A 21031-nucleotide genomic window follows, 5' to 3' on the forward strand; every position below is an offset into this window, starting at 1 on the left:
TATCCTTGTGGTTCAGCGGATCAGTTTTTCGCCTGGTCATTCGCAGCCGGTGCAGCAGCCTTGGCTTTGGCCGGGGCCGGTTTCTTCGCAGCGGGCTTGGCCGGGGCTTTTTTAGCCGCTGGCTTGGCAGCAGCCTTTTTAGCTGCGGGTGCCTTTTTAGCCGGTGCCTTGGCGGCCGGGGCCGGGGCTGGAACGTTCTGCACCGCAACCATTTCGGCTACAGGCGGGGTCTTGCCCGATTGATACTTGCTCAACAGCGCCAGCATGGTCGTGCGCTGGGTGAACATGATTTCCATGCGGCGGTTCAGCGCGCGGCCCTGGGTGCTGTCGTTGGCGGCACGTGGCATCAGGTCACCCATGCCACGCAGCATCAGGCGGTCCTGTTTCAGGCCGCTGAGGCTGAAGATCGAGGCGATGGACTGCGCACGCTCCTTGGTCAACGCCTGGCTGGCAGGCGCGGTACCGGTGGCATCCACGTGACCCAGCACCAGCACGGCGGTTTTTGGATCGGCTTCCACCGCCTTGGCGACGCGAGTGAACGGCCCCAGGGTAACCGGCAGCAGCATCGCCGGGCGTTTCGGGTTGTAGGAGCCGTCTACCGGAGCAATCACCACGAGTACGTTATCGCGACGTTCCAGCTGCAGGTTGCTGTCCTTGATGGCGGCGCGCAGGCGCGGCTCATAGTCGTCCAACCAGGCCTGGGTGATTTTCGGGTCAGGCATCGGCACATTGGTCACGTCGACCTTGGCCAATGGCTTGGGTTTGCTTTCGAACGGCCACCACCAGTGAGTTTCGCTGTCGGTCTTGGCGACGGCAGGCGCGGCGTCTGGAGCCGGGGTCGCGGCCTTGAGGTCGGCTTTCAGGTCAGCCTTGGCATCAGCGGCCTTCTCGTCGGCGCTCTTGGAGGAGAACGGCCACCAGCTGGAACCGGTGTCAGCCTTGGCGGCCGGCGCTGGCGCGGAGGCGACAGGCGCAGCAGCAGCAGCAGCAGCGGCTACAGGTGCGGCAGGCTTGGCGCCGGCAGCGGGCTTGGCGTCCGGCTTGGCGTCGGTTTGGGTCACTGCGTCCTTGGTCGTGGCCTTATCCGATCCAAATGACCACCAATGCCCACCCTCGGCATCATTTTGTGGAGTTTGTGCGCAACCGGTAATAGTGAGGCAAAGCGCCAGTGCCAAGGACTTGTTCGATAACATGAGATATCCACAAAATGAGAAAAGAAACGGGGGTCTCGATGACCCGTTAAACAGACGCTTACAGAACATTAAAGTTACATCATTTCGTTCAGCGCCTTCTTATAGTTGCCTTTGTAACAAAAAAATGTGAAACAGCAAGGGGTTTACAGACAACCGGCCAATATTCCGACCAACTTCTGTGCCCGTGGGTCCATAAGTACATAAGGCCCCAATGTATTAGTCACGAAACCAAACGCTACATCATGCTCAGGATCGGCAAAACCCACCGAGCCGCCGGCGCCTGGATGCCCGAACGCACGGGCGCCAAGGCCAAATGTAGCATTGGGCAACTGTGGTTGATCCAACATGCAGCCCAGCCCGAAGCGGGTTTGTGTCAATAATGTTTTATCCGGCCCGATACTGTGTTCACGGGTCAATTCTTCGAGCATGTCGGCTTCCAACAAACTACCGTCCAACAAACCACTATAAAAACCCGCCAGACTACGCGCATTACCGTGACCATTTGCCGCCGGCTGCTGCATGCGTCGCCATTCAGGTTTATTAGTACTGGTGAGAATAGACGGCGGGTTGGCAAATGCCCGCGTCGTCATGGCGGTGGGCTCGCGCATCATTACTTGCAGTAAACGCTGCGCGGCTTCATCGCCCATATTGCCTTTGCTGCGCGCTATATGTGCAACACGATAAAACTCTTCGTCGGCCAGGCCCACGTGGAAGTCCAGCCCCAGCGGCCGTGCCACCCGCGCCACAATGGACTCACCCGGCCCACGCCCATCGGCGCGGCGCAGCAATTCGCCGACCAGCCAGCCGTAGGTGATCGCCTCGTAGCCATGGCCCTGGCCCGGCGTCCACCACGGGGCTTCGGCTGCCAGGGTGTCGACCATCAATTGCCAGTCGTACAAGGCTTCGGTGGGCAGCATCTCGCGGATTGCCGGCAACCCGGCCTGATGGCAGAGCAATTGGCGCAGCGTAATGTTTTCCTTGCCGGCAGCAGCGAACTCAGGCCAGTACCTGGCCACTGGCGCGTCCAATTGCAACTTGCCCTCGGCCACCAGTTGCAGGGCCGTGACAGCGGTGAAGGTCTTGGTGCAGGAAAACAGGTTGACGAGGGTGTCGCTGTGCCAGGCCTCGGTACCGTCCTTGTCGGCGGTACCGGCCCACAGGTCAACGACGGTTTCGCCGCCGACCTGGATGCAGAGCCCGGCGCCACGCTCCTGCGGGTCATCGAACAACGCGGCGAACGCTTCACGCACCGCTTCGAACTGGAGCTCGTAATGACCCTGAACCTGCACCTAAGCCCCCTAGGAAAACACCGTAAAAAGTGGCCGACATTGTTCCAGCCATTGTGGGATTTGTGAACCCGTCAACAATGAATCAATGACCATTTCCCGAATGCCCACCGGCGTGTCCGGCGCCCTGTCCCGGGCCTTTGCCCTCACGTCCAGGTTTGCTGCCTTCGCTTTCATGAACCGTGCTGGCGGCCTTGGCCTTTTCCGCTTCCTTGCCCAGTTGATCCACCGCCGCCAGGTTGCTTCTACGCACACTGTCGACGAACCCCTGGAACGGTACGTCAGTGATGCCCACCAGGCCGAAGTGGCCGTTTTCACCGTCCAGCAAACGGCCGGTCACCGGCTGGTCCAGGTACTGGAACCAATGCACGCCGACAATGGACGGCTCGGCCATGGCTTGCTTGAGGAAGTTGGCATATGCCACGCCACGCTCTTCTTCCCTAGGCAACTGGGTCACGCCGCCCCAGAACGGGCCACGGTCCGCAGAGCCGAAGTTGAATTCAGTGATCAACACCGGTTTGTCCAGGGCGCGCAGCGCGGCAAAGTCATAGCCGTCCTGGGGTTTGAGCGTGTACATGTTGAAGCTCAGCACATCGCAATACTGCGCGCACGACGCCACGGCTTCAGGCGTACTCACCGCATAACGCCCGCCCAGCAGCAGTTGGTTGGGTGCGTGCCATTTCAGCGAGTCGGAGATGGTCTTGAAGTAGGCATCGGCGAAGGTCTTCTGGAAGTATTTGAAGTCAGCTTCGATTTCCGGGTGCTCAGGGTTGGGCATCGGCGGTTCGAAGCCCGGGTCTTCCATCAGCTCCCACCCCGCCAACTCGATGCCCCAGGCTTTCGACAGGCCTTGCTCGTTGCGATACTTGTCACGCAATTGCTTGAGGAACGCGCGCTTGGCCGGTACGTCGGTGGTCATGCGCAAGGTGCCGTAGGCCAGGGCGTAGCGGGATTTCGGATCATCGCCGGGGCCGGCCCAGGCCAGTTCGTTATCGGCAAAGAAGCCGATCAGCCAGGGGTCGTCGCGGTGGTCGCGGGCGGCAATGGCCACCGCGCGCTCGGTCGCCATGGCGAAACGCGGATCGAACGGATCGGGCATGCCGCCCCACCAGTCGGTGCCGGTGCTGATACTGGCGTAGTCGCCGACGATCGACAGCGGCAAGGTGTACGGCACACGATCGGCAGTGGCCAACGCGCCGTCGCTCCAGTTGCCGACGGTATTGAAACCCCAGGCTTGCAGGCGATCAAGGGTATGGGTCACCCAGCGTTTCTGGTCAAATCCTTCGCCGCCATAAGTACGCTGCAGGTTGGCGCCGTAGAAATCGTACCAACGCCCGGCAGCAAAGCCACGACCTTCACCCGCACCATTGCCGGTGCGGTTATCGCCGCTGCCGTAGTACTTGTCGAAGGGTTCACCGGCCTTTGGCAGCGCCGCGAACATCCACTCACGACCGGCCACGTAGGTCTGGCTGTTGTCCGGGGCCACGGTATTGACACCCAGGGAATAGAACGGATGGCCTTCCGGAGTCACCAGGTACCAGCGACCGTCACGCTTTTCGGTGCGGAAAAAGCCACTGGCCTTGAACGCCGGCCCTTTGTTCCAGCCGCCGAACGTGTCCAATGCGGATTTATCACGCGCGGCCAGCCAGCCCTGCAGTTGGGTTTGCTCCTTTGCCGCGGCCGCCTTGAGCTGTTCGTCGCTGCTGATCTTTTCCGGCCAGCGCGCGCGGGTGGACTGGCCATAGGTATCCACCAGTTCGCTGTAGGCCGCCTTCAGCACCGGCTCGCTGTCCTGCACACCAAAGCGTTCCAGCAGGATGCTTTGCGCGGCGTTGGGCTTGATCATCGACAGGGTCACCGAGACCACCTGGCTACGGTCGATCTCGCCGGCGCTGCTGGCCAGCAACACGCGCTGGCCATCCACGCTGATCGGCATCGGCGGGCCGGCCTTCATGCCCTGGCTCAACGGCGAGTTGGCTTGCAGCGGGACCAGCAAGGTCTGGGCGGGGCCGGCCGGCAGGTCGATGCGGCTGACCAGGGTCTTGCCATCGCTGCTCTGCACCTTGACGTAGAGGGTCAGCGCCCAGTCCATGGCACTCTGGATACGCAGGCTCATGGCGCCGGACTGCGACCAATCCCAGGCACCGGCCTGTGGGCTGAGCACCAGGCTCGGCTCGGCGGCCGGGTTGAAGGTGATGCGACGCAACACCTCGCCTTCGGGGGTTTGTTCGGCGTTGTATTGCGGCAGGCTGGCGTCCTGGGTCGCCACCTTGACCACATCGGCAGGCCGGACGAAGTTGAACAATGTCTGTTGCCCTGCGGGCGCGGCCATCAACGGCGCAGTGAACAGCAGGGCAAAAAGGGCGGGCAGCGTGCGAATCATACGAACAAGGTTCTCCCAAACGGCCGGTAAATAGCCTGATGACATAAATCGATAGCAGTGAGATAGACCACGAAGTGGGCGAATTCGCCCACGATGGCTTAAGAAATTTCGCGCCGGAAGGGCGGCAACGCATTCAGGATCGCCTTGCCGTAGCGCTGGGTCACCAGGCGGCGGTCGAGCAAGGTGATGGTGCCCCGGTCTTCCTCGGTACGCAGCAAGCGACCGCAGGCCTGCACCAGCTTCAAGGAAGCATCCGGCACCGAGATCTCCATGAACGGGTTACCGCCCCGCGCTTCGATCCATTCGGCCAATGCGGCCTCGACCGGATCATCCGGCACCGAGAACGGGATCTTGGCGATCACCACGTGTTCGCAGTAGGCGCCGGGCAAGTCCACGCCTTCGGCGAAACTCGCCAGGCCGAACAGCACGCTGGAATCCCCGCCATCGACACGCGCCTTGTGCTTGTTCAGGGTTTCCTGCTTGGACAGGTTGCCCTGGATAAACACCTGCTTGCGCCAGTCGCGGTCGAGGCCGTCGAACACGTCCTGCATCTGTTTGCGCGACGAGAACAACACCAGGGTGCCGCGCGAACCTTCCACCAGGGAGGGCAGGTCGCGGATGATCGCAGCGGTGTGCGCCGGCGCATCCCGTGGATCGGCCTTGAGATCGGGCACCCGCAGCACACCGGCGTCGGCATGATGGAACGGGCTTGGCACCACCGCCGTGACGGCCTTTTTCGGCAGCCCCGCGCGCATGCGGAAGCGGTCGAAGGTGCCCAGGGCGGTCAGCGTGGCGGAGGTCACCAGGCAGCCATACGCCACGTTCCACAGGTTGCGGCGTAGCATCTCGGCGGCAAGGATCGGGCTGGCGTTGACCTCGATATCAAACAACGCACCGCTTTCCGACAGGGTCAGCCAGCGGGCCATGGGCGGGTTGTCTTCGGGGTCTTCGACGGTAAAGGCCGTCCACAGCTCCCAGTTGCCCTGGGAACGGGACAACAGACTGCCGAACAGCGGATACCATTCCTCGGCCTGGTTGCTGGCGATGCCGATGTTGACCTCACCGTCCATGCCTTCCTTGAGCAAGTCAGTCAGGCGGGTGAACAGGTCGGTAAGACGGGAAAAGCCTTTCTTCAGCTCGATGCCCATTTCGCGCATATGCTCGGGGATCATCCCACCGACAAAACGGTGGCGCGGGCGCTCACGGCCTTCCACATCTTCGCCGGGCTTGAAGTCGGCCACCTGTTCGCAGGCGCTGAACATGAACTGTTGCTGGGTCTTGATCTCCCGCGCCAGCTCCGGCACCTGTTCGATCAGCTTGCCCAAATCGCCGGGCAGCGGGTGCTGGGCGAGCAATTTGGTGAGATTCTTCGCGGTGGTTTCCAGCCAATCGGCGGTGGAGCGCAGGCGCGTGTAGTGGGCGAAGTGGCCGATAGCCTTGTCGGGCAGGTGATGGCCTTCGTCGAACACGTAAAGGGTGTCACGCGGGTCCGGCAACACGGCACCGCCGCCCAGGGCCAGGTCGGCCAGGACCATATCGTGGTTGGTAACGATCACGTCGACCTTGCCCATGCCTTCGCGGGCCTTGTAGAAGGCGCACTGGCCAAAGTTGGGGCAATGGCGGTTGGTGCACTGGCTGTGGTCGGTGGTCAGGCGTGCCCAGTCGGCATCTTCGAGGGCGGTGGGCCAGCTGTCGCGGTCGCCGTCCCATTTATTGCCGGCCAGTTTCTCGATCATGCTGGTAAACAGCTTCTGGCTGACCTCATCCACTTCGATCTTGAAGCCTTCTTCCTCGAACAGCGACGCCGTGGCGGTTTGCGCGTGGCCTTCCTGCAGCAGCACGTCGAGCTTGGACAGGCACATGTAGCGGCCACGGCCCTTGGCCAGGGCGAAGGTGAAGTTCAGGCCGCTGTTGCGCATCAGGTCGGGCAGGTCTTTGTAGACGATCTGCTCCTGCAGGGCGACAGTGGCAGTGGCGATCACCAGGCGCTTGCCGGCGGCCTTCGCGGTCGGGATCGCAGCCAGGCTATAGGCCACGGTCTTGCCGGTACCGGTGCCGGCTTCGACGGCCACGACGGCGGGCTCACCTTCGCGGCGGCCTTCGTCATCGGTGTCGATATCCCCGAGGACCTTGGCCACTTCGGCGATCATCAGGCGTTGGCCGTAGCGCGGTTTCAAGCTCTTGGCTTCGAGAAAACGCGTGTAGGCGCCCTGGATCGTGGTTTTGAGTTCAGTGCTGATCATGGATAGTCGGGCGCAAAAAACGCTGGATAAATTTTCAGTGGTTCGGATCGGCAGCTATCATACCCCGCTAATTAATCCCGCGCAGAACGGAGTACCACAATGACCGCGTTTAGCCTCGTTTACACCCTGCATGTATTGGCCGCCCTGATCTGGGTCGGCGGCATGTTTTTCGCCTGGATGATCCTGCGCCCCGCCGCTATGGCGGCCCTTGAGGGCCCTGCCCGACTCAAGCTGTGGGCCAATGTGTTTCAACGTTTTTTCGTGTGGGTATGGGTGGCAGTGCTGGTTTTGCCGATCAGCGGCGTCGGCCTGCTGCACCTACGGTTCAGCGGGTTTGAAAGCGCACCGCGCTATGTGCAGGTGATGATGGGTTTGTATCTGGTGATGACGGCGTTGTTTATCCGCATCCAGGCGCTGAAGTTTCCGCAGCTGAAGGCGGCGGTGACGGCTGAGGATTGGCCGGCGGGTGCGGCTGCACTGGGGCAGATTCGCAAGCTGGTGGGGATCAACCTGATCGTGGGGTTGGTGGTGGTGGCGATTGCATCGGCTCGGCCGATGTTTTGAGTACAGCCACAAGCTGCAAGCTTGAAGCTTGAAGCTTGCAGCTCTTTAGAACTTAGAGCCGCTGAATAGTCACGGTACCCGCAGGCCCAGCTGGCCCCGGCTGCCCTTCCAACCCTGGGCGGCCCTTCTCGCCACCATCGGCGCGGTACACCAGGCAGCCTTTGGACTCCCCGCCTTTGCCCGGCTTGCCGGCCGTACCGGCCAAACCGCCAGCACCGCCATCCACCCAGACCTTGATGTGTTCCGCCGGGAAGTCCTTCGGCAATTCCACGCGAACCTGTGCACCCGCCCCACCCGGCAGGCCATCGCCGCCGTTATCGCCATTGAAACCGCGCCCCGCCGAGCCCCAGGTACACCCAGGATCCACGCCATTGGCGCCATCCAGCCCGGCATACCCTTGGGCACCGGCGCCGCCACGGGCATCCACCGAGAGTTCTTCAGCCGTCAGCGCGTTGATGCGCAAGGTCAGGTCACGCCCGGCCTTGGCCGGTTTTTCATGGGTACCGGGGGCACCGCGCGAGGTGATCTGGCTGCCATGCTCAAGGTGCGCATGCCGCACCTGCAATTGCAGCGCGGTATTGCCAGGAACAATCGCGATGCGTGCGTCGCGGCCCAGGTGCAGTTCATCCACCGTGACCTGGCTGATGGTGGCCGGAATCAGCAACGTGCCGTAGTCCGCCACGTCCAGGCGCTCCAGTTGCAACACACTGGTGCTGGAGGGAAGGCGCATCAATGAGTTCGTTTCGACACTGACGCTCTGGGCCAGGGCAACGGGGCTGACCAACAGGGCCAACAGAAAAACCTTACGCATCATGGGGCTCCTGAGTGTTTTCAAATTTTTCTTTGGACGCACAGTAACGACTTCTACAGGCGATTTGCCAGTGAAGGTTCAAAAAACTTGAGAGGGAGCGGTTCAAGCGAGGGTGGCCGGCAATGCCCCTGTGGATCCCACAGGGGCAAGGGCTGTCAGCGGTTGATCTGGATTTCCGTACGGCGGTTCAGGGCGCGGCCTTCAGCGGTCTTGTTGTCGGCGACCGGATGGCTTTCGCCCGCCCCGGTGACAGACACAAAGGCACTGCGGGGCACCCCGGCGCCGATCAGGTAATCGGTGACCGAATGGGCACGTTTTTCCGAGAGTTTCTGGTTGTAGGCGTCTTTACCGACGCTGTCGGTGTGACCACTGACCCGTAGCTGGGCGCTCGGGGCTTCCTGTTTCAGGCGCGTGGCAATGGTGTCGAGTTTGGTTTTATCCGCTGCCGTCAACTTGGCCGAGTCGAACTGGAAGTGCACATCGCGGATCACGATGGTTTCTTCCTTGACCACGACCACCTCCTCGACCACCGCCGCTGGCGGCGCCGGAGGGCAACCATTGGCGTCGACCTGCACACCTTTCGGGGTGCCCGGGCACTTGTCGCGGCTGTCCGGCACGCCATCGCCATCTTCGTCGCCATCGCCGTGCACCCAGCAATAGGCGCCGGCCATACCGCCGACCAGCAACGCGCCATAGCCTGCGTAGGCCGAGCTTTCAGTCGCACCGATCGCCGCACCGGTCACACCGCCAACAGCGGCACAGGTAGGCCAATCGGTTTTTTGCAAGCCTGCGCAACCTGTCAATACTCCGGTTAGCAGAACCAAGGGTAGAGCTGTCCGCATGATGCTCATCTGACTTTCTCCTGAGGGGATCGGCGAGGGCCGATGGGTGGAGTAAAGACCGCTCTTTTCAACTGCGCCACTACGCCAAGCCCCCGTATTCATTGGGGATCGCCGCCCACGTAGGACTTTTCGCAGCCACCCGCTCTAGGCCCGCACGCTCAGCCGCGCTAGTCTCTATGGTCCTGATGTGAGGATCTCTGATGACCGCTGGTATTTCTGCCCGTACTCCCCAGCAAGCGCTGGCCGCCTTGCTCGATCTGCACCAGCCCAAACGCCTGTTGCTGTTGGGTGCCAGCCAGTTCCCGGCGCTGGACGCCTTTAAGGACGCGCACCCTGACACCCAGGTGTTCTGCGCCGCGCCAGGGCCATTGCCGCAAGCGCTGGCGGCCCAGCGTTTTGACCTGGCGCTGGTGGTCGATTGCCTCGAGTACCTGCCAAAACCCCAAGGCCTGACCTTGCTCGGCGGCATCCGCAACCTCAACGCCAGCCGCATTGCGGTGCTGGTGGACCTGGGCGCCTGCGGCTGGAAGGAAACCGACTTTTTCTCCCTGGCCCTCCAGGCCGGCGAGCGTTTCCAGCGCGACGAGCAGGTGCTGACGCTGTTTACCTACGATCTGCTTGACTATAAACAGGTGCCGGACTGGCTCAACGCCCGTTTCTGGGCCAACCCGGAAAACTTCGGAAAGTATTGGTGGTAACCCGATGAGTACATCCATTTGCCCCTGCGGCAGTGGCAACCTGCTGGATGCCTGCTGCGGTCATTATCACGCCGGGCACCCGGCCCCCTGCGCCAGCGCCCTGATGCGTTCACGCTACAGCGCCTATGTGCTGGGCCTGGTGGATTATCTGGTCGCAACCACGTTGCCCGCGCAACAGGCCGGCCTGGACCGTGAGGCCATCGCCGCCTGGAGCGCCCAGAGCACCTGGCTCGGCCTGGAAGTTGAAAGTTCCGAGGTGTTCGGCGGCCAGCCGGAACACGCCTTCGTGACCTTCACCGCACGCTGGCATGACAGCACTGGCGAACATAGCCACCGCGAGCAGTCTTCTTTCGTACAGAATGAAGGGCGCTGGTACTTCATCGACCCCACGGTGGAAGTGAAAACCGGACGCAACGATGCGTGCCTTTGCGGCAGTGGGCAAAAATTCAAGAAGTGTTGTTCCAGCTATCTCTAACCACCACAGGACTCACGCCATGCTTCGGATCTGCAGCTTGATGCTGGCGTTAACCTTCGGCATGACCGGTTGCGCCTCCTGGTTCGAAGACGATTCGCCCCCGCCGCACGTTTCCCTGGTGAAAGTCGAAGTGGTGCGGGCCAAGCTGCTGGAGCAGAAATTCAAGCTGTACTTTCGCGTGGATAACCGCGACGACTCGGACCTGACCGTGCGTGGGCTGATCTACAAGGTCACCCTGGATGATTTTGTGCTCACCGAAGGCGAGTCCAATGAATGGCTGACGGTACCGCCCAAGGGCCATGCATTTTTCAAGGTGTCGGTGCGCACCAACCTCTGGCCGCAGATCCGCGATGTGGTGCAGATGCTGAAAAAACCCGACCAGCCTGTGCCGTATCGTCTGGAGGGTGAACTGAAAACCGGATTATTCATCGGTTATGACGTGCAGGTGAACCACAATGGCGAGATAATCCCCGGCGATTTTATTCCGGAGCGACATCGATGACTCAGCAACCCCATGTCCATGGTCCTGACTGCAACCACGATCACGATCACCATGATCACGACCACGGCCATGTCCACGGCCCGAACTGCGGCCACGCTCACCAGGAGCCGGTGCGCAATGCATTGAAGGACGTTGGTCGCAACGATCCTTGCCCGTGCGGCAGTGAGAAAAAATTCAAGAAGTGCCACGGGGCGTAAATCGCTCTGAAGGCCCCTGTGTGAGGGAGTTCGCTCCCTTCCACAGCTGCATCGCATTCCAAATCGAAAGCGTCTAAGGGTAGGCGCAAATGTTTGATTGAATTTTCCCCCTCCCACCTTTACCTATACCTACAGGCATTCGCTCAAGCATCACCACTTTTGGAGAGCTTCATGATCGACCTGTATTACTGGACCACCCCCAACGGTCACAAAGTATCGCTGTTCCTGGAAGAAGCCGGCCTGCCCTACAAAGTGCACCCGATCAACATTGGCCAGGGCGACCAGTTCAAGCCAGACTTCCTGAAGATTGCCCCCAACAACCGCATCCCGGCCATCGTCGATCAGAACCCGAGCGACGGCGGCGCGCCGATTTCGCTGTTTGAATCCGGCGCGATCCTACTGTACCTCGCGGAGAAAACCGGCCAGTTCATTCCAAAAAACCTGCGCAGTCGCCAGGAAGCGCTGCAATGGTTGTTCTGGCAAATGGGTGGTCTCGGGCCGATGGCGGGCCAGAACCATCATTTCAGCCAGTTTGCCCCGGAGAAAATCCCCTACGCGATCAAGCGCTACGTAGATGAAACCGCCCGTCTATACGGTGTGCTGGACCGACGTCTGGCGGACCGTGCGTTCGTGGCGGGTGAGGACTACAGCATTGCCGATATGGCGATCTATCCGTGGATCGTTTCCCACAAGTGGCAGAGCCAGCGCCTGGAAGATTTCCCACACGTTCAGCGCTGGTTCAATAGCATCAAGGAACGGCCAGCGACGGTTCGGGCGTATGAATTAGTCCAAAAGGTCAATCCGCCTAAATCCTGACCTGAAGTCGTACGCGGTCAACAGGTGAGAGAGGCGATGCGACTCAAGATCTAACGGTTTACCCAAACTCCTGCTTGCGTCGTTTCACCGCGCTCACTAACGTAGCGCCTTTACTGACGCTACCCCCCGCAGGAGCTTTGCCATGGCCTCGCCAGCCCTCTCACATTTTCTTCCCCGGTTCGGCGTTGCCGCGGCAGTGGCCAGTGCATTAAGCCTGGCCGGTTGCCAGCTCCAGAGCACCCAGGACACCCTGCCGCCAGTGGCCGGCGTGCAGCCGATCAAGGGCCTCGCACAGAATGTTTCGATACGCCGCAACGCCCAAGGCATGCCGCTGATCGAAAGCAATACCTTCCACGACGCACTGTTCAGCCTGGGTTATGTGCACGCCAGTGACCGCATCACCCAGATGGTCACCCTGCGCCTGCTGGCCCAGGGCCGCCTGGCTGAAATGTCCGGCCCTGAGGTGCTGGATGTGGACCGCTTCATGCGCGCGGTCAACCTGAAGAAAAGCGCCGGCGAGCTGTATAACGCCTCGTCGCCGCGCCTCAAGCGCTTCTTCGAAGTGTATGCCCGTGGCGTCAACGCCTACCTGTTCCGCTACCGCGACAAGCTGCCGCCGGATCTGGCCCAGACCGGCTACAAGCCTGAGTACTGGAAGCCGGAGGATTCGGCGCTGCTGTTCTGCCTGCTGAATTTCAGCGAGTCGGCCAACCTGCAGGAAGAGCTGGCGTCGTTGCTGCTGGCGCAAAAGGTCGGCGTGGACAAACTCGCCTGGCTGACACCGAGTGCGCCGGATGAGCCGATCCCCCTGGCCGAAGCCGAGAAACTCAAGGGCGTGAACCTCAGCCAGATCACCGGCCTGGCCGGGCTGGACACGGTCAGCCAGCAATTGAGCAGCCTCAACTCGCTGGCGGTTACCACGTCGAGCAACTGGGCCATCGGCCCGCAACGCAGTCGCAGCGGCAAGAGCCTGCTGGCAGGCGACCTCGCCGCCCAGCCGCAAGCACCGTCGCCGTGGAACTACGTGCAGATTCGCGCACCGAAATACCAGGCCGTCGGCGCCTCGATTGCCGGCCTGCCGACCCTGTTGTCCGGTTTCAACGGCAACGTGGCGTGGAGCATGAGCACGGTCAAGGGCGATACCCAGGACCTGTTCCTGGAGAAGGTCAAACGCCAGGGCAGCGCGCTGTACTACGAGAACAACGGAAAATGGCTGCCGGCAGCGGTGCGTAATGAAACCTTCTTCGTAAAGGGTCAACGCTCGATTCGCGAAGTGGTGTACGAAACCCGCCACGGCGCCCTGCTCAACAGCAGCCAGGCCCTGACCAGCGGTTTTGGCCTGGCCCTGCAAACCGCCGACTTCAAGGATGACAAGAGCCTCGACGCGTTCTTCGACCTGTCCCGCGCGCAAAACGCCGGCAAGGCCTCGGACGCAACCCGGAACATTCGCGCCATTGCCTTGAACATGGTCTTCGCTGACGCCGGCAGCATTGGCTGGCAGGTCACCGGCCGCTTCCCCAACCGCCGCGAAGGCGAAGGCCTGCTGCCCTCGCCCGGCTGGGATACGCGCTTTGACTGGGACGGTTACGCCGACGCGATGCTGCACCCCTATGACCAGGACCCGGCCCAAGGCTGGATCGGCACCGCCAACCAACGCACCGCGCCGCGCGGCTACGGCATGCAGCTGTCCAACTCCTGGGATGCGCCGGAGCGCAGCGAGCGCCTGGCGCAACTGGCCAATGCGGGCAAGCACGACAGCCGCAGCATGATCGCCATGCAATACGACCAGACCACCACCTTTGCCGCCAAGCTCAAGACCATGTTCCAGGCGCCGGGTATGGCCCAGCCATTGAAGCAGGCGATTGATGCGTTGCCGGCGGCCGACCAGGCCAAGGCACGGGAAGCACTGACGCGCCTGATGGCCTTCGACGGCCGCCTGGTGTCGACGTCCGCCGACGCGGCGCTCTACGAACTGTTTCTGCAGGAAAGCACCCGGCAGATATTCCTCGACGAACTGGGGCCGGAAAACAGCGCCAGTTGGAAAGCCTTTGTCAGCAACGCCAACCTGTCCTATGCCGCCCAGGCCGACCACCTGCTGGGCCGCGAAGACAGCCCGTTCTGGGACGACGTGCGCACCGCGCAGAAAGAAGACAAACCCGCCATCCTCGCCCGCAGCCTGGCCGCCGCGATCAGCGCTGGCGAGAGCCAACTGGGTGCTGACCACAAGACCTGGCAGTGGGGCAAGCTGCACAGCACCACCTGGAAAAACACCAGTGGCCAAGTGATTCGCGGCCCACTGGCGTCCGGTGGCGACCACAACACCTTGAACCCGGCACCGTACAGCTGGGGCCTGGACTTCAACACCACCCAGGTGCCGGCGCTGCGCATGATCGTCGACTTCGGCCAGGTGGAGCCGATGATGGGCCAGGGTGGCATCGGCCAGTCCGGCAACCCGGCAAGCCCGAACTACGCCAACGGCATCGACCCGTCGCTCAAGGCGCAATACCTGAGCTTCCCGATGCAGCCGCAGAACTTCGAGAAGGTATATGGGAAGGCCAGGTTGACCCTGACCCCAGGCAAGTGACCTGACTTCAACCTGACAAAACCTGATCCAAATGTGGGAGGGGCGGTGCGACGATTCGACTTGCCCCCTCCCACATTTGGCCCACATGCATTCAGATAGAACTTCTGCGCTCGCCCCCGCCTCATACCTGATAAGCCCATCGCCCCGGTCAGCCCATGGACCTTGTCATCGCCCGGCCCGAAGGCCTCTACTGCCCCGCCGGAGATTTCTACATCGATCCTTGGCGCCCGGTGGAACGCTCCGTCATCACCCACGCCCACGGCGACCACGCCCGCACGGGCAATCAACACTACCTGGCTGCCGCCCCTGGCGAAGGCATCCTGCGCTCGCGTCTGGGCCAGGACATCAACCTGCAAACCCTGGCCTATGGCGAAAAACTCGTCCACCACGGCGTGACCCTGAGTTTTCACCCGGCCGGGCATGTACTCGGCTCGGCCCAGGTGCGCCTCGAGTACCAGGGCGAAGTCTGGGTGGCGTCCGGCGATTACAAAGTGGAACCGGACGGCACCTGCGCGCCTTTCGAACCGGTGCGTTGCCATACCTTTATCACCGAATCCACCTTCGGCCTGCCGATCTACCGCTGGCAGCCCCAGGCGCAGATCTTCGCCGGGATCAACGACTGGTGGCAGGCCAATATCGCCGCCGGCAAAGCCAGCGTGTTGTTCTGTTATTCCTTCGGCAAAGCCCAGCGCATCCTGCATGGCATCGACGCCAGCATCGGGCCGATCCTCAGCCATGGCGCGGTCGAGCCGCTGAACCGGGTTTATCGCGAGGCCGGCAATTATATCCCCGAAACCCTCTACGCCGGCGATTTCAAAAAGACCGACCCATTGCTGCGCCAGGCCCTGATCATCGCGCCGCCTTCCGCCGGTGGCAGCAGTTGGATCAAGCGCTTCGGCGACTACAGCGATGCCTTCGCCAGCGGCTGGATGCGCCTGCGCGGTACGCGGCGGCGACGCGGAGTGGACCGGGGCTTTGTGCTGTCGGATCATGCGGACTGGCCCGGGCTGCTGTGGGCGATCGAACAAACCAGCGCCGAACGGGTGATGGTCACCCACGGCTCCGTCGGCGTATTGGTACGCCACCTGCGGGAAAAAGGCCTGGATGCCCAGGGCTTCACCACCGAATACGGTGATGACGAAGAGGAGGCCACGGCATGAAAGCCTTCGCCGAGCTGTACGCCAACCTCGACGCCACCACCTCCAGCAATGCCAAGCTCGCGGCCCTGCAAGCCTACTTCCTGCAAGCGCCGCCTGAAGACGCTGCGTGGGCGGTGTATTTCCTGTCCGGCGGACGACCGCGGCAATTGGTACCGACGCGTCTACTGCGGGACATGGCCACCGAAGCATCCGGCATCGAGCCGTGGCTGTTCGAAGAGAGCTACCAATCAGTAGGCGACCTGGCCGAGACGATTTCCCTGCTCCTGCCGGAATCCACCTACACCTCCGAGGACGGTCTCGCCGTATGGCTGGAAGAAAAACTCCTGCCGCTGCGTGGCCTGTCGCCCCTGGACCTGGCCGAACGGTTACCAGCGTTATGGGCGCAACTGGACCAGCCGAGTCTGATGGTGTGCATCAAGTTGATCACCGGCAGCTTTCGCGTCGGCGTGTCCAAATTGCTGGTCACCCGCGCACTCGCGGCCATGGCCGACCTCGACAGCAAGCGCGTCGCGCAGCGATTGGTAGGCTACACCGATTTATCCAACCGACCGACAGCCGAAGGCTACCTCAAGCTGATCGCCGCCGAATCATCCGACGAGCATGCGCAACGGGGCGGACAGCCTTATCCGTTTTTTCTCGCCCACGGGCTGGCGCAACCGGTGGAGCAATTCGACGCCTTGCTCGGTTCCCCCGCCAACTGGCAGGTGGAATGGAAGTGGGACGGCATTCGCGCGCAGTTGGTCAAGCGCGAAGGCCGGCTGTGGATCTGGTCGCGGGGCGAAGAGCTGGTGACAGAACGCTTCCCCGAACTGCACAGCCTGGTCAGTGGTTTGCCCGATGGCACGGTGATCGATGGCGAGATCGTGGTGTGGAAGGACTCGGTACAACCCTTTGCCCTTTTGCAGCAGCGCATTGGTCGCAAGACCCTGAGCAAAAAAGTGCTCGACGATGCCCCGGTTGCGCTCCTCGCCTACGACCTGCTGGAACATCAGGGCGACGACTGGCGCAACCACCCCCAGGCCGAACGTCGCGCCCAACTGGAACAGGTGATTGCCCAGTGCAACCACCCCTTGTTGCAGCCCTCGCCCCTGCTGACGGGCGCCACATGGCAGGACCTGGCACAGCAACGCGAAGCCTCCCGCAGCCTCGGCGTGGAGGGCATGATGGTCAAGGCTCGCGACGGCCTGTACGGCGTGGGCCGCACCAAGGACATGGGCCTGTGGTGGAAGTGGAAAGTCGACCCCTTCAGTGTCGATGCGGTGTTGATCTACGCCCAACGCGGCCATGGCCGGCGCGCCAGCCTCTACAGCGACTACACCTTTGCCGTATGGGATGGCCCACCCGGCAGTGAACGCACGCTGGTGCCCTTCGCCAAGGCCTATTCAGGGCTGACCGACGAAGAAATGCGCAAGGTCGACGCCATCGTGCGCAAGACCACCGTGGAGAAGTTCGGCCCGGTCAGCAGCGTGACGCCCAGCATGGTGTTCGAGCTGGGGTTTGAAGGCATTGCCCTGTCCAAGCGGCACAAGAGCGGGATTGCGGTGCGCTTTCCGCGGATGTTGCGTTGGCGCCAGGACAAGGCGGTGGATGAGGCGGATAACCTTGCCACCCTGCAGGACTTACTGGCCTGACCCAGAACACCGCCCCTCCACAATGGATCTCCAAATGTTCCGAAATAGTGCGTTCGATTTTCAATGCCCATTTTCGGGCATCTCCTACACTCATGACTCCCTTGTCCCACCTTTTAAAACGCTCATTCGGAACTATGGTGCAGAAATTGCTACTCGTGATCCGTCTGACACCGTTCAGTAACAGTCCTAAAACGCGCCACAAGCGCTTATCTTGGTTTCCAGGGATTAAATAATGAAAAAAGCATTGCTGACCCTTTCTGCACTGGCTCTGTGCATGGCCGCCGGTACCGCGTTGGCCAAGGAATACAAGGAACTGCGTTTTGGTGTCGATCCGTCCTACGCGCCGTTCGAATCCAAGGCGGCCGATGGCAGCCTGGTAGGCTTCGATATCGACCTGGGCAATGCGATCTGCGCCGAACTGAAAGTGAAGTGCAAGTGGGTCGAGAGTGACTTTGACGGCATGATTCCAGGCCTCAAAGCCAACAAGTTCGACGGAGTGATTTCGTCCATGACCGTAACCCCGGTGCGCGAGAAAGCCATCGACTTCTCCAGCGAACTATTCTCCGGCCCGACCTCGCTGGTGTTCAAGAAAGGCGCGGGGTACTCGACCCCAGAGTCCCTCAAGGGCAAATCCGTGGGCTACGAGCAAGGCACCATCCAGGAAGCCTACGCCAAGGCGGTACTGGATAAAGCCGGCGTGACCACCAAGGCCTACGCCAACCAGGACCAGGTTTACGCCGACCTGACTTCCGGTCGTCTCGACGCTTCCGTGCAGGACATGCTGCAAGCCGAACTGGGCTTCCTGAAGTCCCCGGCCGGTGCCGACTATGAAGTCAGCGCCGCCATCGATGACCCATTGCTGCCATCGAAAACCGCCATCGGTATCAAAAAAGGTAACACTGAACTGAAGGCCCTTTTGGATAAAGGTATCAAAGCGTTACACGATGATGGCACCTACGCCACCATCCAGAAGAAACACTTTGGCGATCTGAACCTGTACAGCGGCAAATAATGCCTGGGGCGCCCCTTCTCTCAAGGGGCGCTTTTTTATCGCCATAGGTCCTGATTTATGTTCGAAGAACTGTTGCAAACCCTCGGGCTGAGCGCACTCAGCCTGAAGGGTTTCGGCCCGTTGTTGCTGCAAGGCACCTGGATGACCATCAAGTTGTCGGTGCTGTCCCTGGTCGTCAGCGTATTGCTGGGCCTGCTCGGCGCCAGCGCCAAACTTTCCAGCCTGCCCTTCCTGCGCATCCCCGCCCAGCTCTACACCACCCTGATTCGCGGTGTACCCGACCTGGTGCTGATGCTGCTGATTTTCTACAGCCTGCAAACCTGGCTCACCGGCCTGACCGACTTCATGGAATGGGAATACATCGAGATCGACCCATTCAGCGCCGGGGTGATCACCCTGGGCTTTATCTACGGTGCTTATTTCACCGAGACGTTTCGCGGCGCGATCCTCGCCGTCCCCCGTGGCCAGCTGGAAGCCGCCACGGCCTATGGCCTCAAGCGCGGGCAACGCTTTCGCTACGTGACCTTCCCGCAGATGATGCGCTTTGCCCTGCCGGGTATCGGCAACAACTGGATGGTGATGCTCAAGGCCACGGCCCTGGTGTCGATCATCGGCCTGGCGGACCTGGTCAAGGCCGCCCAGGATGCCGGCAAAAGCACCTACCAACTGTTCTACTTCCTGGTACTCGCCGCGCTGATCTACCTGTTGATCACCAGCGCGTCCAACTTCGTCCTGCGTCGTCTTGAACGTCGCTACTCCGCAGGCTCACGGGAGGCGGTGCGATGATCGAACTCTTGCAGGAATACTGGCGCCCCTTCCTCTATAGCGACGGCCAGCACATCACCGGCCTGGCCATGACCCTGTGGTTGCTCAGCGCCGCCCTGGTCATCGGCTTTGTGGTGTCGATCCCGCTGTCCATCGCCCGTGTATCGCGCAACCCGCTGGTACGCTGGCCGGTGCAGTTCTACACCTACCTGTTTCGTGGCACGCCTCTCTATATCCAGTTGCTGATCTGCTATACCGGCATCTACAGCATCGCCGCCGTACGCGAACAACCGCTGCTGGATGCGTTCTTTCGCGATGCCATGAACTGCACGATCCTGGCATTCGCCCTCAACACCTGCGCCTACACCACGGAGATTTTCGCCGGGGCCATCCGCAGCATGGCCCACGGCGAAGTCGAGGCGGCCAAGGCCTACGGTTTAAGCGGCTGGAAGCTGTACGCCTACGTGATCATGCCCTCGGCGTTGCGCCGCTCGTTGCCCTACTACAGCAACGAAGTGATCTTGATGCTGCACTCGACCACGGTAGCGTTTACCGCGACGATCCCGGACATCCTCAAGGTGGCGCGGGACGCCAACTCGGCCACGTTCATGACGTTCCAATCATTCGGTATCGCCGCGCTGATCTACCTGACCGTGACCTTCGCCCTGGTCGGTCTGTTTCGTCTGGCGGAGCGCCGCTGGCTGGCGTTTCTCGGACCAAGCCATTAAGGAGCCTTCATGCGTCATCAGGTACACGATCTGATCGCACCGGTGCCAGGCACGGCGCGGCAGATTCACAGTTTCCACTTCGGCCCCGAACATGCCGAAGGCAAGGTCTATATCCAGTCATCGCTGCATGCCGATGAACTGCCGGGCATGCTGGTGGCCTGGCACCTGAAAGTGCGCCTGGCCGAGCTGGCGGCAGCCGGGCGGTTACTGAGCGAGATCGTGCTGGTGCCCATCGCCAATCCGGCAGGCCTGGAACAGGTGTTAATGGACACCCCGCTGGGCCGCTACGAGTTGGAAAGCGGGCAGAACTTCAATCGCCTGTTTGTCGACCTCAGCGATACCGTCGGCGATCAGGTCGAGGGCTCGCTCGGCGATAACCCGCAACAAAACGTCGAACTGATCCGCGCCGCCTTGAGCGCTGCCCTGGCCGTGCAAATCGCCGAGACCCAGTTGCACTCCCAACGCCTGGTGTTGCAACGCCTGGCCTGCGATGCCGACATGGTGCTGGACCTGCATTGCGACTTCGAAGCCGTGGCGCACCTGTACACCACGCCCGAAGCCTGGCCGCAGGTGGAGCCGCTGGCACGCTATATCGGCTCGGAGGCCAACCTGCTGGCTACCGACTCCGGCGGGCAGTCCTTCGATGAGTGTTTCACCCTGGTGTGGTGGCAGTTGCAGCAACGCTTTGGCGCGCGCTTCCCGATCCCCATGGGCAGTTTTTCGGTGACCGTCGAACTGCGTGGCCAGGGCGACGTCAACCATGGGTTGGCCGCCCTCGACTGCCAGGCAATCATCGACTACCTGATTCACTTCGGCGCGATTGCCGGCGACGCCGCACCGCTGCCCGAGCTGCCCTACCCCGCCACGCCGCTGGCGGGCGTCGAACCCGTGGCAACGCCGGTGGGCGGCCTGCTGGTGTTCAGCGCCCTGCCCGGTGAATACCTGGAAGCCGGGCAACTGATCGCCGAAATCATCGACCCCATTACCGACCGCGTAACGCCCGTGCACTGCCAGAAGGCCGGCCTGCTTTACGCCCGTTCGCTGCGCCGCATGGCCACTGCCGGGATGGTCGTCGGCCATGTCGCAGGCACCGAGGCCTACCGCAGCGGCTACCTACTTTCGCCTTGAGGATGCACGCCCC

At 61.8% G+C, this 21031-nt stretch carries 19 protein-coding genes; 13 read left to right on the forward strand and 6 right to left on the reverse strand.

What is annotated here, in order from left to right; translation table 11 throughout:
- Positions 1-20: 20 nt before the first annotated feature.
- The 4 genes from BFQ01_RS18715 to dinG all read right to left on the reverse strand — a co-directional run bounded on the left by BFQ01_RS18715 (position 21) and on the right by dinG (position 7105).
- Positions 21-1193, reverse strand: coding sequence for an OmpA family protein (locus tag BFQ01_RS18715; RefSeq protein WP_083244909.1), 1173 nt, complete (start codon positions 1191-1193; stop codon positions 21-23).
- Positions 1194-1336: 143 nt separating this feature from the next.
- Entirely contained in the window at positions 1337-2482 is a 1146-nt protein-coding gene (locus BFQ01_RS18720) for a serine hydrolase domain-containing protein (RefSeq protein ID WP_065926429.1), read from the reverse strand.
- An 82-nt stretch (positions 2483-2564) separates the two neighbouring features.
- Positions 2565-4862 (reverse strand): beta-galactosidase, encoded by a 2298-nt coding sequence (locus tag BFQ01_RS18725; protein WP_065926430.1) that lies wholly within the window; start codon positions 4860-4862, stop codon positions 2565-2567.
- A 98-nt stretch (positions 4863-4960) separates the two neighbouring features.
- Entirely contained in the window at positions 4961-7105 is a 2145-nt protein-coding gene (gene dinG / locus BFQ01_RS18730) for an ATP-dependent DNA helicase DinG (RefSeq protein WP_027604440.1), read from the reverse strand.
- A 99-nt stretch (positions 7106-7204) separates the two neighbouring features.
- On the opposite strand from dinG, the gene BFQ01_RS18735 reads away from it, so the two are divergent.
- Positions 7205-7669, forward strand: a complete 465-nt coding sequence (locus BFQ01_RS18735) for a CopD family protein (RefSeq protein WP_065926431.1) — start codon at positions 7205-7207, stop codon at positions 7667-7669.
- A 52-nt stretch (positions 7670-7721) separates the two neighbouring features.
- Here the strand turns inward: BFQ01_RS18735 and BFQ01_RS18740 are convergent, their stop codons facing one another.
- Together BFQ01_RS18740 and BFQ01_RS18745 are read right to left on the reverse strand one after the other, a co-directional pair.
- Positions 7722-8480: a collagen-like triple helix repeat-containing protein gene (locus BFQ01_RS18740; RefSeq protein WP_065926432.1), complete on the reverse strand. Its 759-nt coding sequence runs from the start codon at positions 8478-8480 to the stop codon at positions 7722-7724.
- Positions 8481-8635: 155 nt separating this feature from the next.
- Positions 8636-9331, reverse strand: a complete 696-nt coding sequence (locus BFQ01_RS18745; protein ID WP_027604443.1) for an OmpA family protein — start codon at positions 9329-9331, stop codon at positions 8636-8638.
- A gap of 191 nt (positions 9332-9522) precedes the next feature.
- Here BFQ01_RS18745 and BFQ01_RS18750 point away from each other — a divergent pair, with 191 nt between their 5' ends.
- From BFQ01_RS18750 to BFQ01_RS18800, 12 genes are all read left to right on the forward strand, one after another.
- A complete protein-coding gene (locus BFQ01_RS18750) occupies positions 9523-10020 on the forward strand; it encodes a DUF6231 family protein (RefSeq protein WP_065926433.1) in 498 nt (165 codons plus the stop codon).
- 4 nt (positions 10021-10024) lie between these two features.
- Positions 10025-10495, forward strand: coding sequence for a YchJ family protein (locus BFQ01_RS18755; protein WP_065926434.1), 471 nt, complete (start codon positions 10025-10027; stop codon positions 10493-10495).
- Positions 10496-10514: 19 nt separating this feature from the next.
- Positions 10515-10997 (forward strand): LEA type 2 family protein, encoded by a 483-nt coding sequence (locus BFQ01_RS18760; RefSeq protein WP_065926435.1) that lies wholly within the window; start codon positions 10515-10517, stop codon positions 10995-10997.
- Positions 10994-11194, forward strand: coding sequence for an SEC-C metal-binding domain-containing protein (locus tag BFQ01_RS31725; RefSeq protein WP_003189235.1), 201 nt, complete (start codon positions 10994-10996; stop codon positions 11192-11194). The genes BFQ01_RS18760 and BFQ01_RS31725 overlap by 4 nt, the downstream gene beginning before the upstream one ends.
- A gap of 171 nt (positions 11195-11365) precedes the next feature.
- Entirely contained in the window at positions 11366-12010 is a 645-nt protein-coding gene (locus BFQ01_RS18765) for a glutathione S-transferase N-terminal domain-containing protein (protein WP_065926436.1), read from the forward strand.
- Positions 12011-12152: 142 nt separating this feature from the next.
- On the forward strand, positions 12153-14594 hold the full coding sequence (locus tag BFQ01_RS18770) for a penicillin acylase family protein (protein WP_065926437.1): 2442 nt from the start codon (positions 12153-12155) through the stop codon (positions 14592-14594).
- Between the two features lie 155 nt (positions 14595-14749).
- Positions 14750-15754 carry a ligase-associated DNA damage response exonuclease gene (locus BFQ01_RS18775; protein ID WP_065926438.1) on the forward strand — a complete coding sequence of 335 codons (1005 nt, stop codon included), beginning with the start codon at positions 14750-14752 and terminating at the stop codon, positions 15752-15754.
- A complete protein-coding gene (locus BFQ01_RS18780) occupies positions 15751-17385 on the forward strand; it encodes an ATP-dependent DNA ligase (protein ID WP_065926439.1) in 1635 nt (544 codons plus the stop codon). Before BFQ01_RS18775 ends, BFQ01_RS18780 begins: the two co-directional genes overlap by 4 nt.
- A 232-nt stretch (positions 17386-17617) precedes the next feature.
- Complete coding sequence (locus tag BFQ01_RS18785; protein WP_065926440.1) at positions 17618-18397, forward strand: transporter substrate-binding domain-containing protein; 780 nt, start codon at positions 17618-17620, stop codon at positions 18395-18397.
- Between the two features lie 57 nt (positions 18398-18454).
- Positions 18455-19183: an ABC transporter permease gene (locus tag BFQ01_RS18790; RefSeq protein WP_065926441.1), complete on the forward strand. Its 729-nt coding sequence runs from the start codon at positions 18455-18457 to the stop codon at positions 19181-19183.
- Complete coding sequence (locus tag BFQ01_RS18795) at positions 19180-19890, forward strand: ABC transporter permease (protein WP_027604453.1); 711 nt, start codon at positions 19180-19182, stop codon at positions 19888-19890. The genes BFQ01_RS18790 and BFQ01_RS18795 overlap by 4 nt, the downstream gene beginning before the upstream one ends.
- A 9-nt stretch (positions 19891-19899) precedes the next feature.
- On the forward strand, positions 19900-21018 hold the full coding sequence (locus BFQ01_RS18800; RefSeq protein ID WP_065926442.1) for a succinylglutamate desuccinylase/aspartoacylase family protein: 1119 nt from the start codon (positions 19900-19902) through the stop codon (positions 21016-21018).
- The last annotated feature ends 13 nt before the right edge of the window (positions 21019-21031 follow it).

This window comes from Pseudomonas sp. 8 R 14 (assembly GCF_900005955.1).
GTDB classification, from domain to species: domain Bacteria; phylum Pseudomonadota; class Gammaproteobacteria; order Pseudomonadales; family Pseudomonadaceae; genus Aquipseudomonas; species Aquipseudomonas marginalis.